The organism is Streptomyces zaehneri (genome assembly GCF_032248645.1).
GTDB lineage: Bacteria > Actinomycetota > Actinomycetes > Streptomycetales > Streptomycetaceae > Streptomyces > Streptomyces coriariae.
In genome coordinates, this window is the sequence record NZ_JASTTJ010000017.1 from 40,044 (window position 1) to 54,118 (window position 14,075).

The following is a 14,075-nucleotide window of genomic DNA, read 5'->3' on the forward strand; positions in this document are numbered from 1 at the left end:
TGCGGCACTACAGTGGGTCGGAACACGGACAGGACAGGCAAGCAAGCAGCAGGGAGCGCGTGACGTGCGGCCAGTCGGCAGCAAGTACCTGCTCGAGGAGCCGCTCGGACGCGGCGCCACGGGCACCGTCTGGCGAGCGCGCCAGCGCGAGACCGCGGGCGCCGAGGCGGCCGTGGCCGGTCAGCCCGGGGAGACCGTCGCGATCAAGGTCCTCAAGGAGGAGCTCGCGAACGACCCCGATGTCGTGATGCGCTTCCTGCGCGAGCGTTCGGTGCTGCTGCGCCTGACCCACCCGAACATCGTCCGGGTCCGCGACCTGGTCGTCGAGGGCGATCTGCTGGCGCTGGTCATGGACCTCGTCGACGGCCCCGACCTGCACCGCTACCTGCGCGAGAACGGCCCCTTCACACCCGTCGCCGCCGCCCTGCTCACCGCGCAGGTCGCCGACGCGCTCGCCGCCAGCCACGCCGACGGCGTCGTGCACCGCGACCTGAAGCCGGCCAACGTCCTGCTGATGCAGAACGGCGGGCAGATGCACCCGCTGCTCACCGACTTCGGCATCGCGCGCCTCGCCGACTCCCCGGGCCTGACCCGGACCAGCGAGTTCGTCGGCACGCCCGCGTACGTCGCGCCGGAGTCCGCCGAGGGCCGTCCGCAGACCTCGGCCGTGGACATCTACGGCGCCGGCATCCTGCTGTACGAGCTGGTCACCGGGCGTCCGCCGTTCTCCGGCGGCTCCGCCCTCGAGGTCCTGCACCAGCACCTGAACGCCGAGCCGCGCCGTCCGTCCACGGTCCCCGACCCGCTCTGGACGGTCATCGAGCGCTGTCTGCGCAAGAACCCCGACGACCGGCCGGGCGCCGAGAACCTCGCGCGCGGGCTGCGCATCGTGGCCGAGGGCATCGGGGTGCACGCGAACTCGATGCAGATCGCCGCCGCCGACGGCGTCGGCCACCTCCTCGCGCCCGACCCGACGCCCGCGACCGTGCCGGGCGGCGCCTACGGCCCGAACGCCGCGACCAGCGTGCTGCCGCACACCAGCGGTCCCGCCGGCGCAGCCGACCCCACCGCCGTGCTGCCGCACACCAGCGGTCCGGCGGGCGCCGCCGATCCGACGGCCGTCCTGCCGCCGGTGCCGCCGCACCAGGCGGGACACCAGGGCCAGGGCCAGCAGGGACAGCAGGGCCAGGAGCCGCATCCCTGGCAGTCCCAGATGCGGGCCGCCCGCGACCGCAACGAGCCGACCCAGGTCCAGCAGTACCTCGACCCCGGCGAGGACCCGCTGCGCCGCCGCCCCCAGCGGCAGGTCTCCCGCCAGCAGCAGCAGCCGCAGCAGCAGTACCCGCAGCAGAACCAGCAGCAACAGCAGCGCCGGCAGCAGCCCCCCGGCTACGGCTACCCGGGGCAGCCGCAGGCGCAGCCGCAGCAGCAGTACGCGCCGCCGCAGCACCAGCAGCCGCAGCACCAGCCCCAGCGGTACGCGCCGGCGCCCCAGCAGCAGCCGAGGCAGCGGCCGGAGCCGGAACCCCGGCAACCGCGGGAGCCGAGGCAGCGCGGTGCCAACCCGATGAAGATCCCCGGGCTGGGCTGCCTGAAGGGCTGTCTGTTCACGATCGTCATCCTGTTCGTGGCCGGATGGCTGATCTGGGAGCTGAGCCCGCTCCAGGGCTGGATCGGCACCGGCAAGAACTACTGGCAGCTGATCAGCGGCTGGTTCAACGACGTCACCGGCTGGATCGGCGACCTGGCCGACTCGGGCGGCAGCGGCACGGGCGGCACGGGCAACTGAGGCACCGGCGAGCGCCACGGGCTCCGGTTCCGACCGTGAGCTTGTGTACTTGTCGACATCCGGCGGGTGATTTCCGTCTCCGCGGTGAAGGTTGGCTCCTCGGACGCGTACTTTGATGGGCAACACGCGTCTGTAGGAGCAGCCTTGGCACGGAAGATCGGCAGCCGGTACACCGCCCACCAGATCCTGGGACGGGGCAGCGCCGGCACGGTGTGGCTGGGCGACGGACCGGACGGGCCCGTCGCCGTCAAGCTGCTGCGCGAGGACCTCGCCTCCGACGAGGAGCTCGTGGGCCGCTTCGTGCAGGAGCGCACGGCACTGCTCGGCCTGGAGCACCCGCACGTGGTCTCCGTACGGGACCTGGTGGTCGACGGCAACGACCTGGCCCTGGTCATGGACCTCGTCCGCGGCACGGACCTGCGCACCCGCCTCGAACGGGACCGACGGCTCGCGCCCGAGGCCGCCGTGGCGATCGTCGCGGACATCGCCGAGGGACTGGCCGCCGCGCACGCGGCCGGGATCGTCCACCGCGACGTGAAGCCCGAGAACATCCTGCTCGACATGCAGGGTCCGCTCGGCCCCGGCGGCTCGCACCGCGCGCTGCTGACCGACTTCGGCGTCGCGAAACTGATCGACACCCCCAAACGGACCCGCGCCACGAAGATCATCGGCACCCCGGACTACCTGGCCCCGGAGATCGTGGAGGGCCTGCCGCCGCGCGCCTCGGTGGACATCTACGCCCTGGCGACCGTGCTGTACGAGCTCCTCGCGGGCTTCACCCCGTTCGGCGGCGGCCATCCCGGCGCGGTGCTGCGCCGGCACGTCACGGAGTCCGTCGCCCCGCTCCCCGGCATCACGGACGAGCTGTGGCAGCTTCTCGTGCAGTGCCTGGCGAAGGCGCCGGCCTCCCGGCTGCGGGCGTCCGAACTGGCGGCGCGGCTGCGGGAGCAGCTGCCGACGCTGGCCGGGATGCCGCCGCTGGACGTCGACGAGCCGGACCCGGAGCAGGAGGAGGGGGAGGGCGAGCCGGCCGAGGCCGCGCCCTCCGCGTCCTCGCCCGCGGCGCCCTCCGGGCGGGCGCGGCGCGGGTCGGTCCCGCTGGTGCCCGGCGCGAAGCCGGACTCCAACCGGGACACCCACACGTCGATGCGGGTGCCCGCGCCGGACGAGCTGGCGGGCGGGGCGCACGGCACGGCACGGGTGCCGAGGGCGGCGGGCGCGCCGCGGCCCGGCTCGGCACGGAACCGTTCCGCCACCCGGCGGCGGCGGATCACGCTCGGCGTGGCGGCGGTGGCCCTGGTCGCCGCCGCGGGCATCGGCACCTGGGCGGCCACCTCCGGCGACGACGCGGGGGCGACTCCGCAGGACACGAAGAACTCGGCGCCGGATTCTCCCTGACCCTGGGCGCCGCCGCCCCCCGGACCCCCGCATCGGCCCTGAAGGGGACCCGTCCTCGATTCGCCGGACGGGGCCGGGACGTGCTGCCCCAGGCCCGTCGGCCGGCGTAGGGCGGGTTGGGATGTGTCGAGCGGGCTCGCCGGTCGGGGCCGGCGGTCGAGGTCGGATGGGCTGGGATGTCCAGGCCGGGGCGAGGCGGGCCGGGTCGAGGCGAGGCGAGGCGGGGCGGGGCGGGGTGGTCGGGCTCGGCGGCCGAGGCCGGGCGGGCCCGGATGCCGGGTCCGTTAGGCTGGAGGCGTGGCAGTCGTCGATGTATCCGAAGAGCTCAAGTCCCTCTCCTCGACCATGGAGTCGATCGAGGCCGTTCTGGACCTCGACAAGCTGAGGGCAGATATCGCCGTGCTCGAGGAGCAGGCGGCCGCGCCGTCCCTGTGGGACAACCCGGACGAGGCGCAGAAGATCACCAGCAAGCTGTCCCACCTCCAGGCCGAGGTCAGGAAGGCGGACGCGCTGCGCAGCCGGATCGACGATCTCTCCGTGCTGTTCGAGATGGCCCAGGAGGAGGACGACCCGGACACCCTCGCCGAGGCCGAGTCCGAGCTCACCTCCGTCAAGAAGGCGCTGGACGAGATGGAGGTCCGTACGCTGCTCAGCGGCGAGTACGACTCCCGCGAGGCGCTCGTGAACATCCGTGCCGAGGCCGGTGGCGTCGACGCCGCCGACTTCGCGGAGAAGCTCCAGCGGATGTACCTGCGGTGGGCGGAGCAGCACGGCTACAAGACCGAGATCTACGAGACGTCGTACGCCGAAGAGGCCGGCATCAAGTCGACCACCTTCGCCGTGCAGATCCCGTACGCCTACGGCACCCTCTCCGTGGAGCAGGGCACGCACCGGCTGGTGCGGATCTCCCCCTTCGACAACCAGGGGCGTCGGCAGACCTCCTTCGCGGGTGTCGAGATCCTTCCCGTGGTGGAGACCACCGACCACATCGAGATCGACGAGTCCGAGCTGCGCGTCGACGTCTACCGGTCCTCCGGCCCCGGCGGCCAGGGCGTGAACACCACCGACTCCGCGGTGCGCCTCACCCACCTCCCCACCGGCATCGTCGTCTCCTGCCAGAACGAGCGGTCGCAGATCCAGAACAAGGCGTCCGCGATGAACGTCCTCCAGGCCAAGCTGCTCGACCGGCGCCGGCAGGAGGAGCAGGCCAAGATGGACGCGCTCAAGGGCGACGGCGGCAACTCCTGGGGCAACCAGATGCGTTCGTACGTCCTGCACCCGTACCAGATGGTCAAGGACCTGCGCACCGAGTTCGAGGTCGGTAACCCCGAGGCCGTGTTCAACGGCGAGATCGACGGGTTCCTGGAAGCCGGAATTCGCTGGCGCAAGCAGCAAGAGAAGTAACTTTGTCGACAAGGTAACCGCCCCTGAATCAGGGGCGGTTGCTTTTTATGTCACATTCACAGCACCAACGCCGCGCAAAGCGCCCCGACTTGGACATTGCGTACGCAACGACCTTGACGATGCTTTGAAAAGTGGGGAGGGTGCAGTGTGGCATGCGTATCTCCGGGGCGCATGTGAACCGGGGGCTTCAGCTACAGCTCAGCTACCTCCGTCGATCACGGCCCCGGGCGCGGCCTCATCGACGATTCAGCTACTGGGGGTAGCAGCTATATGACCAAGAAGACGCGGATCCGGTTCGCGCGGATAGCCGCCGGCGCCGTGATCGCCGCGGGCGCCTCGCTGACGGTCGCCGGCGTCGCCTCGGCCGACGACGACGCTCTTGTCGACACGAGCACGGTCGCCACGGCCGACGTCCAGACCCAGGACGACCCGCCGCTCTGCGACCTCTTCCCGACCAACCCCGAGTGCACCGACCCCGGCGCGTCGGAGGGTACGTCCTCGGGCACGTCGGAGGGTACGTCCTCGGGCACGTCGGAGGGTACGTCCTCGGGCACGTCGGAGGGTACGTCCTCGGGCACGTCGGAGGGTACGTCCTCCGGTACGTCGGAGGGTACGTCCTCCGGTACGTCGGCGGGCACGTCCTCCGGTACGTCGGAGGGTACGTCCACCGGCACCTCGAACGGCAACACGTCCTCCGGCAGCTCCAGCGAGGGCAACACCTCGTCGGGCTCGTCCGAGGGCAGCACCTCGTCCGGCTCGTCCTCGCAGGGCAGCACCTCGACCGGCGGCTCCGGCACCACCGGCGGTTCGAGCTCCACCGGCGGTGGCTCCACCGCCGGCGGTACGGACACCGACGGCACCTCCACCCAGGAGGAGGGCAGCTCCGCGCTGACCGACACCTCGGACTCCGCCGTCGACACCAGCGCGCAGGGTGGTGGCAAGGAGCTCGCCGAGACCGGTGCCGGTCAGACCAGCTTCCTGATCATCGGTGCCGCCACGATGATCGCCGGCGGCATCGGCTTCCGGGTGCTGCCGCGCCTCGCGGCCGGCCGTGACGGAGCCGCTGCCTGACGTCAGGTGGTCGCGTCCGTACATGACGTACACGCGAAGGGGCCCGGGGCGATGAGCTCCGGGCCCCTTTCCGTGCGTGTCCGGGGGGCTACGCGGTCTGGTGGGCCAGCAGCGCCAGCGCTGCCACCAGCACCGCGAGCAGCGCGATCAGCGCCATCGGGTTCAGCCCCGCGAAGAAGTTGTCCTGTTGCTGCAGCCGCTCGCGGTTCGCGCGGCACACCGGGCACCGGCCCTCGCTCACGGGCGCGGCGCAGTTAGCGCACACCAGCCGGTCGTACGTCATGCGCTCGCCCTCCTTGCACCGGTTCCACGTACACAACGCTTCGGGGAACGGGAACGTTCCCCCTCCACTGTGCCAGGTTCCTCCGGGGGCCGCGCGGCCCACCCGGACAGCGGGGGGCGCACAAAGTCCCGTACAAAAACGCACAAGCCCCACTCAACCCCTCCCGACGCCTGCGCCGCCCTCCCCGGTTCGCGTATGGTCACGCTCATCTACCCCCGGCGACCCGTGGTGCACCCGTGATCCGATTCGACAACGTCTCCAAGGTCTACCCCAAGCAGACCCGCCCCGCACTCAGGGATGTCTCCCTCGAGGTGGAGAAGGGCGAGTTCGTGTTCCTCGTGGGATCCTCCGGCTCCGGCAAGTCCACCTTCCTGCGGCTGGTACTCCGCGAGGAGCGGACCAGCCACGGTCAGGTGCACGTCCTGGGCAAGGATCTCGCGCGCCTCTCCAACTGGAAGGTGCCGCAGATGCGCCGCCAGCTGGGGACGGTCTTCCAGGACTTCCGGCTGCTGCCGAACAAGACGGTGGCGGAGAACGTCGCCTTCGCGCAGGAGGTCATCGGTAAGTCGAAGGGCGAGATCCGCAAGTCCGTGCCGCAGGTGCTCGACCTCGTCGGGCTCGGCGGCAAGGAGGACCGGATGCCCGGTGAGCTGTCCGGCGGTGAGCAGCAGCGCGTCGCCATCGCGCGCGCCTTCGTGAACCGGCCCAAGCTGCTGATCGCGGACGAGCCCACCGGCAACCTCGACCCGCAGACCTCCGTCGGCATCATGAAGCTGCTCGACCGGATCAACCGGACGGGCACCACCGTGCTGATGGCCACGCACGACCAGAACATCGTGGACCAGATGCGCAAGCGCGTCATCGAGCTGGAGCAGGGCCGCCTCGTCCGCGACCAGGCGCGTGGCGTCTACGGCTACCAGCACTGACCGCCCCCGCCATCGCCCCCGCCCTCGCGGACGTCCCCGGAAAGGCCTGAACAACTCGCCATGCGCGCCCAGTTCGTACTGTCGGAGATCGGTGTCGGTCTCCGCCGCAACCTGACGATGACCTTCGCCGTCGTCGTCTCCGTCGCCCTGTCCCTGGCGCTCTTCGGCGGGTCGCTCCTGATGAGCGACCAGGTCAGCACGATGAAGGGCTACTGGTACGACAAGGTCAACGTCTCGGTGTTCCTCTGCAACAAGAGCGACGCCGAGTCCGACCCGAACTGCGCCAAGGGCGCGGTCACCGCGGACCAGAAGAAGCAGATCAAGTCCGACCTCGACAAGATGGGGGTCGTCGAGAAGGTGACGTACGAGTCGCAGGACGACGCGTACAAGCACTACAAGGAGCAGTTCGGCGACTCCCCGCTGGCCAGCTCCCTCACGCCGGACCAGATGCAGGAGTCGTACCGCATCAAGCTGAAGGACCCGGAGAAGTACCAGGTCATCGCGACCGCCTTCGACGGGCGCGACGGCGTGCAGTCCGTGCAGGACCAGAAGGGCATCCTGGACAACCTCTTCGGGCTGCTCAACGGCATGAACTGGGCGGCGCGGGCGGTCATGGCGCTGATGCTCGTCGTGGCGCTGATGCTGATCGTCAACACCGTGCGCGTCTCGGCCTTCAGCCGACGGCGTGAGACGGGGATCATGCGGCTCGTCGGCGCCTCCGGCTTCTACATCCAGGCGCCGTTCATCGCCGAGGCCGCGGTCGCCGGGCTGATCGGCGGCACGGTCGCCTGCGGATTCCTGGTGATCGCCCGGTACTTCATCATCGACAACGGCCTGGCCCTGTCCGAGAAGCTGAACCTGATCAACTTCATCGGCTGGGACGCCGTGTTGACGAAACTTCCGCTCATCCTGGCCACGAGCCTGCTGATGCCCGCGTTGGCCGCGTTCTTCGCGCTGCGCAAGTACCTGAAGGTGTGACGCACGCCCCGCGGGCCGTACGGTCAACCGACCGTACGGCCCTTCGCGTTCCCCTAGACTCACCGCCATGTCAGGCCGTGACCTGTTCTGTCAGCCCCGCCGTTTCGGCCGCGGGGCCGCCCTGACATTGATGTTCGCGAGCGTGCTCGTCGCCGGCGCCGCCACCGGATCGCTGCCGGGCGACCCCGCGCAGGGCGGGCGGAGCGCCGCGGGCGCCGCCCCCTCCCCGGCCTCCGCCGGCCACTCCGAGGACGTGACACGGGCCGCCGAGGAGGCCGCCGCGGACGGCAAGTCCCCGATGGAGGCCGCCGAGCGCGCCGTCAGCCGCAGCGGGGACCGCTGGGCGGCCGTCTACTCCGAGGGTGAGTACGAGGAGTTCGAGGCGTCCCTCGACGGCCGGTACACCGGCGTCGGCCTGGAGGCGCGAGGCGACCGGGACGGCCGGATCGAGGTGACCAAGGTGCGGTCGGGATCGCCCGCGGCCGCCGCCGGGATCCGCGCGGGCGACTGCCTGCGCAGCGTGGACGGACGGTCCGTCGAAGGCCTCCCGGTCACCGACGTCGTCTCCTTACTCCGCGGTGACGCCACGGGCGCGAGCGCGGGCAGCCCCGTCCGGCTCGGCCTGCAGCGCGGCACGCGCGCGTGGACCGAGACCCTGCGCCGGGCGCTCCTGTCCACGGACTCCGTCACCGTCCACCGGCTTTCCGACGACACCACCGTCATCACCGTCGCCGCGTTCACCAAGGGCGTCGGCGACAGCGTGCGCAGCGCCGTCCGCGGGACCCCCGCGGGGGCCGGGATCGTCCTCGATCTGCGCGGCAACTCCGGCGGCCTGGTCACCGAGGCCGTCTCCGCCGCCTCCGCCTTCCTCGACGGCGGCCTGGTCGCCACCTACGACGTCGACGGCGACCAGCGCGCCCTGCACGCCGAGGGCGGTGGCGACACCACCAGCCCCCTGGTCGCACTCGTCGACGGCGGCACGATGAGCGCCGCCGAACTGCTCACCGGCGCCCTCCAGGACCGTGGCCGCGCGGTCGTGGTGGGCTCCCGTACCTTCGGCAAGGGCTCGGTCCAGATGCCGAGCCGGCTGCCCGACGGCTCCGTCGCCGAGCTGACCGTCGGGCACTACCGCACCCCTTCCGGTCACGGTGTCGACGGCCGGGGCATCACCCCCGACCTGGAGGCGGACGACGGGGCGCTGGAGCGGGCCGAGACCGTGCTGAGCGGCCTCGGGGACGCGCCCTGAGCGACCGCCCGCGTAATCGGCTTTCCCTCGGTGGGCCTCCGGGTGCGAAACTGGCTGCACTATGAGCAAGGGAATGTACGTACCGAAGGAGTCCCAGCCGAAGCAGGGCGGGGCGGCCGCGTCCGGCAAGGTCAAGGACGGCAAGCGCAAGATCGTCGCGCAGAACAAGAAGGCCCGGCACGACTACGCGATCATCGACGTCTACGAGGCCGGGCTCGTCCTCACCGGCACCGAGGTGAAGTCGCTGCGCGAGGGGCGCGCCTCGCTGACCGACGCCTTCGTCCAGATCGAGGGGAACGAGGCGTGGCTGCACGCCGCGCACATCCCCGAGTACTTCCAGGGCAGCTGGACCAACCACTCCGCGCGCCGCAAGCGCAAGCTGCTGCTGCACCGCGAGGAGATCGACAAGCTGGCGGTGAAGTCCGAGGAGACGGGCCACACGATCGTGGCCCTCGCCGTCTACTTCAAGGACGGCCGGGCGAAGGCCGAGATCGCGCTGGCGCGCGGCAAGAAGGAGTACGACAAGCGGCAGACCCTGCGCGAGCAGCAGGACCGCCGGGAGACGGACCGGGTGATCGCGGCCGCGAAGCGCAGGCAGCGCCACGCGTAACCGCCGCACCTGTCACCCGTGGCCGCCGGGACCGCTCGGAGGCGGAGCTCGCCGGGAATACGGTGGCACCGTCGTGCGTTGGTCACGTACGATGGCACCAGTGCCTCACAGCAGGCGCGAAAACCCTCTCCGGAGGGGCCCTCCTCGGAGGGATTGAAAAATCAACATGGGGATGATCGGTTTCGACAGCGACTGTTGAAGCAGGGGAAGCGTGTCGAGGAAGCGGCAATGATCTCGTAAACCATATGTCGCAAAAAATAATCGCCAATACCAAGAGCGATTCCCAGTCCTACGCTCTCGCTGCCTAATAAGCAGTGAGGTAGGACCCTAAAGGGTGTCAGCCCGGGAGTGTTCCCGGCCCGGATCCTGGCATAATCTAGGGAACTAAACCATCTGGCCCGGTCACGGGGTCGGATGGGAAATCAAACAGTGACTGGGCCCGTCGGCGACTTGTTCGCGTGATCACCGGGGCCGAGAAAATCACAGCGAACTGCACACGGAGAAGCCCTGATTCTGCACCGTTGGACGCGGGTTCGATTCCCGCCATCTCCACGAGATGGAGGTGGCCTGTGCTCGCACACTGCGCGAGCCCAGGCCACCTCGCCTTCGGTCTGGGGGGCATGCCCCCCAGACCCCCTCATCCCATGTGAACAAGAACCCCGTCGCTCCCGAGCGGCGGGGTTCTTGTCGTGACACGTCGGACGAAGAGAGGGAGGCCCGGTGGACGAGCCGCCGCACATCACGCTCCTGGGCGAATACCACGCGCAGCCGCTCCGCACGGGCTCCTACGACGACTTCGCCCCGGACGACCCCGCGGCCGCCCTCGGCCTGTCCGCCGCCCTGGTCGCCGACCTGTCCGCATGGGCGACCGGCATCGACGCGGCCATGAACACCTGGCTGGCCGACCGCGACGACTTCCGCTGGGACACCGCGTTCCTGCGGCTGCACGAGGAGGGCGAGACGCTGGCCGAACGCCTCGCCCGGGAACTCGCCCCCGGACGGACCGTGGGCTACGAAGGCGTCCAGGGCGTGTCCTGCGCGCTGCTGGGGACCCGCCTCGGCAACCCGGTCAGCGTGGACTGACCGTCCGCGGGGCCGTACTCGCCCGCACGGTCAGCGCGGGCGGCAGCAGGGTCGCCTCGGGTGCGGTCCCGCCGTCGAGCTTGCGCATCAGCAGCTCCACCGCACGCTCACCCACCTCCGCCGACGGCAGCGCGACGGAGGTGACCGGCGTCCGCAGCCCCGCTGCCAGCTCGTCCGGGCAGATCGCCGTGACCGACAGGTCGCCGGGGACCCGCAGGCCCAGCTGCTCGAACGCGTCGACGAGCGGCTCCAGGACCGCCTCGTTGTGGACCACCACCCCCGTCAGCGCGGGCTGCTCGCGCAGCAGCCGCTCCGCCACCCGGCGGGCCGCGGCCGGGGTCGCCTCGCAGGGGTGGACCGCGGAGGCGAGCCCCGCCCGGTCGGCGGCCGCGGTGAAACCCTGGACCACACGCTGCGCGAAGGCCGTTTTGCGTACGTACACCTCCGGCGGCGACCCGACCAGAGCGACCACCCGGTGCCCGAGCTGCGCCAGATGCTCCACGCACCGCTCGCCCGCAGCCCGGAAGTCGAGGTCGATGCAGGTCAGCCCGTCGGCCTCGAGCGGGAAACCGATCATCACGGACGGCCGGTCCAAGGAGCGCAGCAACGGCAGCCGGGGATCGTGGAGTTGGACGTCCATCAGGATCAGCGCGTCGACCAGGGCCGTGTCCGCGACCCTGCGCAGCCCCTCCTCGCCCTCCTCCTGGGTCAGCAGCAGCACGTCGTGGTCGTGCCGGCGGGCCGCCGTCACCACCGACACCGCGAACTGCATGACGACCGGGACATGGATGCCGGCCCGCAGCGGCACCACGAGCGCCAGCACGTTCGAGCGGCTGCTGGCCAGCGCCCGGGCGCCGGCGTGCGGGCGGTAGCCCAGGGTGCGGGCGGCCTCCTCGACCCGCCGCCGGGTCTCCTCGGAGATCGGGCGCTTGCCGCTCAGCGCGTACGACACCGTGCTGGGGGAGACTCCGGCGTGCCGCGCCACATCGGTGATCTTCACCATCAGGCCTGCTCCCGGTCGTCCGAGGTCTCCAGGGTCAGGAAGCCGGTGCCCGCCGCCGCCCGCGCGACCCGGTCCCCGGCCGCCAGCGCCCACGGCGCCGAGGGGTCGCTCGCGGACGCCCGCAGGGTGTCCCCCTCCCGTACGACGGTGAAGGTCACGTCCCCGACCCGTACCGTCACCTGGGCGCCGCGCTCCAGGCCGTAGGTGCGCAGCGTGACCCCGTCGGCGTGCGGGTAGTCCGGCCGGTCGGCGTGGGCGCCCACCGGGAGCACCGCGCCCGGCCGCACCAGCAGCGGCAGGCCGAGGAACCCGTGGCGTTCGCGCACCCAGCGCGGCCCGGTCACCGTCCGCCCGGTGAGGTAGTGGGTCCAGGTGCCCTCGGGGACGTAGTACGTCACGTCCCCCGCGTCGCTGAACACCGGCGCGACCAGCAGGTCCGGGCCGAGCATGTACTGCCGTTCCAGGTGCGCGCAGCCGGGGTCCGCCGGGAACTCCAGCACCATCGCCCGCATCATCGGCGTGCCCTCCTCGTGGGCGACCCGGGCGGCCTCGTACAGGTAGGGCATGAGCCGCAGCTTCAGCCGGGTGAAGTGCCGGGCCACGTCCACCGACTCCTCGTCGAACAGCCAGGGCACCCGGTACGAGGAGCTGCCGTGCAGTCTGCTGTGCGAGGACAGCAGGCCGAAGGCCAGCCAGCGCTTGAACAGCGCCGGTGTCGGTGTGCCCTCGAAGCCGCCGATGTCGTGGCTCCAGAAGCCGAACCCGGACAGGCCCAGGGACAGCCCGCCGCGCAGCGACTCCGCCATCGACTCGTACGTCGCCTCGCAGTCGCCGCCCCAGTGCACCGGGAACTGCTGGCTGCCGGTCGTCGCCGACCGCGCGAAGACGACCGCCTCCCCCTCGCCCCGGTGTTTGCGCAGCACGTCGAAGACGGTGCGGTTGTAGAGGTACGTGTAGTGGTTGTGCATCCGCTCCGGGTCCGAGCCGTCGGACCAGGTCACGTCGACCGGGACGCGCTCGCCGAAGTCGGTCTTGAAGCAGTCGACGCCCTGCGCGAGCAGCGCCTCCAGCTTGGCCGCGTACCAGTCGCGGGCGGCGGGGCTGGTGAAGTCCACGAGGGCCATGCCGGGCTGCCACAGGTCCCACTGCCAGACACTCCCGTCCGGCCGCCTCAGCAGATGGCCGAGCGCCCTGCCCTCCGCGAAGAGCGGCGACCGCTGGGCGATGTACGGGTTGATCCACACGCTGACGTGCAGGCCCTTCGCCTTCAGCCGGGCCAGCATGCCCTCCGGGTCGGGGAACACCCGAGGGTCCCAGCGGAAGTCGCACCAGTGGAACTCCCGCATCCAGAAGCAGTCGAAGTGGAAGACGGAGAGCGGGAGTTCGCGCTCGCGCATGCCCTCGATGAAGGAGGTCACCGTCTCCTCGTCGTAGGAGGTGGTGAAGGACGTCGAGAGCCACAGGCCGAACGACCAGGCGGGCGGGAGGGCGGGGCGGCCGGTGAGGGCGGTGTACTTGCGGAGGATGTCCTTCGGGGTGGGACCGTGGATGACGTAGTAGGTCAACTCCTGCGTCTCGGCGCTGAACTGGACCCGGGACACGGCCTCCGAGCCGACCTCGAAGGACACCTTGCCCGGGTGGTCGACGAAGACGCCGTAGCCCGCGTCCGTGAGGTAGAACGGCACGTTCTTGTAGGCCTGTTCGGTCGCCGTGCCGCCGTCGGCGTTCCAGATGTCCACGACCTGGCCGTTCTTGACCAGCGGGCCGAAGCGCTCGCCGAGGCCGTAGACGGAGGTCCCCACTCCCAGGTCGAGCTGCTCGCGCAGATAGTGGCCGCCGGCCGCGTCCCGCATGATGCCCATGCCCTTGGGGCCGCTGGAGGTGAGGATGCGGCCGTGGGCGAGGAACTCCACGTGCCAGGGGCCGGAACGGGCGAACTTCACGCAGAGCGCGCCGGAGGTCAGGGTCGCGTACGCGTCGTCGTGGGAGAGCAGGGGGGCGGGCTCCGCCTCGGTGAGGTCGAAGGCGGGCTCGCGGGGCCGCTCGCCCGTGAAGTGGGTCAGGGTGAGGCCGACGACGTCGGGCATCGGGGTGTGGGCGGTGATCGTCATGACCGGTCCCGTCATCAGGTCGCCGCGGCTGCGGACGGGCCGGGTGGGCGCGTGGATCTCCAGGACGCCGTCCGACTCGACGACGTCGAGGACCTCGGCCGGGTGGGCGGCCGTGACGCCCTCGCGCAGCAGCCAGTAACCGTCGGTGAACTTCATGGGTGGGGGTCCTTACT

The 14,075-nt window shown here is 71.1% G+C and carries 12 protein-coding genes and 1 other RNA gene; 10 read left to right on the top strand and 3 right to left on the bottom strand.

Annotation, left to right across the window (positions count from 1 at the left end; translation table 11 throughout):
- The first annotated feature begins 64 nt into the window (after positions 1–64).
- From QQM72_RS25715 to QQM72_RS25730, 4 genes are all read left to right on the top strand, one after another.
- On the top strand, positions 65–1,789 hold the full coding sequence (locus tag QQM72_RS25715) for a serine/threonine-protein kinase (RefSeq protein WP_314223222.1): 1,725 nt from the start codon (positions 65–67) through the stop codon (positions 1,787–1,789).
- Positions 1,790–1,933: 144 nt separating this feature from the next.
- Positions 1,934–3,187: a serine/threonine-protein kinase gene (locus QQM72_RS25720; protein ID WP_314223223.1), complete on the top strand. Its 1,254-nt coding sequence runs from the start codon at positions 1,934–1,936 to the stop codon at positions 3,185–3,187.
- 297 nt (positions 3,188–3,484) lie between these two features.
- A complete protein-coding gene (gene prfB, locus QQM72_RS25725; RefSeq protein ID WP_054240261.1) occupies positions 3,485–4,591 on the top strand; it encodes a peptide chain release factor 2 in 1,107 nt (368 codons plus the stop codon).
- A 270-nt stretch (positions 4,592–4,861) separates the two neighbouring features.
- Positions 4,862–5,662: a hypothetical protein gene (locus QQM72_RS25730; protein ID WP_314223224.1), complete on the top strand. Its 801-nt coding sequence runs from the start codon at positions 4,862–4,864 to the stop codon at positions 5,660–5,662.
- Between the two features lie 88 nt (positions 5,663–5,750).
- Here the strand turns inward: QQM72_RS25730 and QQM72_RS25735 are convergent, their stop codons facing one another.
- Positions 5,751–5,945 (bottom strand): hypothetical protein, encoded by a 195-nt coding sequence (locus QQM72_RS25735; protein WP_020132389.1) that lies wholly within the window; start codon positions 5,943–5,945, stop codon positions 5,751–5,753.
- Positions 5,946–6,181: 236 nt separating this feature from the next.
- Here QQM72_RS25735 and ftsE point away from each other — a divergent pair, with 236 nt between their 5' ends.
- The 6 genes from ftsE to QQM72_RS25765 all read left to right on the top strand — a co-directional run bounded on the left by ftsE (position 6,182) and on the right by QQM72_RS25765 (position 10,788).
- Entirely contained in the window at positions 6,182–6,871 is a 690-nt protein-coding gene (ftsE, locus tag QQM72_RS25740) for a cell division ATP-binding protein FtsE (RefSeq protein WP_020132390.1), read from the top strand.
- A 60-nt stretch (positions 6,872–6,931) separates the two neighbouring features.
- Positions 6,932–7,849, top strand: coding sequence for a permease-like cell division protein FtsX (gene ftsX / locus QQM72_RS25745; RefSeq protein WP_020132391.1), 918 nt, complete (start codon positions 6,932–6,934; stop codon positions 7,847–7,849).
- Between the two features lie 67 nt (positions 7,850–7,916).
- Positions 7,917–9,095 carry a S41 family peptidase gene (locus tag QQM72_RS25750; RefSeq protein WP_314223225.1) on the top strand — a complete coding sequence of 393 codons (1,179 nt, stop codon included), beginning with the start codon at positions 7,917–7,919 and terminating at the stop codon, positions 9,093–9,095.
- Between the two features lie 61 nt (positions 9,096–9,156).
- A complete protein-coding gene (gene smpB / locus QQM72_RS25755; protein WP_037736523.1) occupies positions 9,157–9,705 on the top strand; it encodes an SsrA-binding protein SmpB in 549 nt (182 codons plus the stop codon).
- Positions 9,706–9,873: 168 nt separating this feature from the next.
- Positions 9,874–10,260, top strand: a transfer-messenger RNA (tmRNA) gene (gene ssrA / locus QQM72_RS25760).
- Positions 10,261–10,425: 165 nt separating this feature from the next.
- Positions 10,426–10,788 (top strand): hypothetical protein, encoded by a 363-nt coding sequence (locus QQM72_RS25765; protein WP_314223226.1) that lies wholly within the window; start codon positions 10,426–10,428, stop codon positions 10,786–10,788.
- Here the strand turns inward: QQM72_RS25765 and QQM72_RS25770 are convergent.
- Both QQM72_RS25770 and yicI read right to left on the bottom strand, forming a co-directional pair.
- A complete protein-coding gene (locus QQM72_RS25770) occupies positions 10,775–11,791 on the bottom strand; it encodes a LacI family DNA-binding transcriptional regulator (RefSeq protein ID WP_314223227.1) in 1,017 nt (338 codons plus the stop codon). The genes QQM72_RS25765 and QQM72_RS25770 overlap by 14 nt on opposite strands.
- Positions 11,791–14,058 (bottom strand): alpha-xylosidase, encoded by a 2,268-nt coding sequence (gene yicI, locus QQM72_RS25775; RefSeq protein WP_314223228.1) that lies wholly within the window; start codon positions 14,056–14,058, stop codon positions 11,791–11,793. The genes QQM72_RS25770 and yicI overlap by 1 nt, the downstream gene beginning before the upstream one ends.
- Positions 14,059–14,075: the final 17 nt, after the last annotated feature.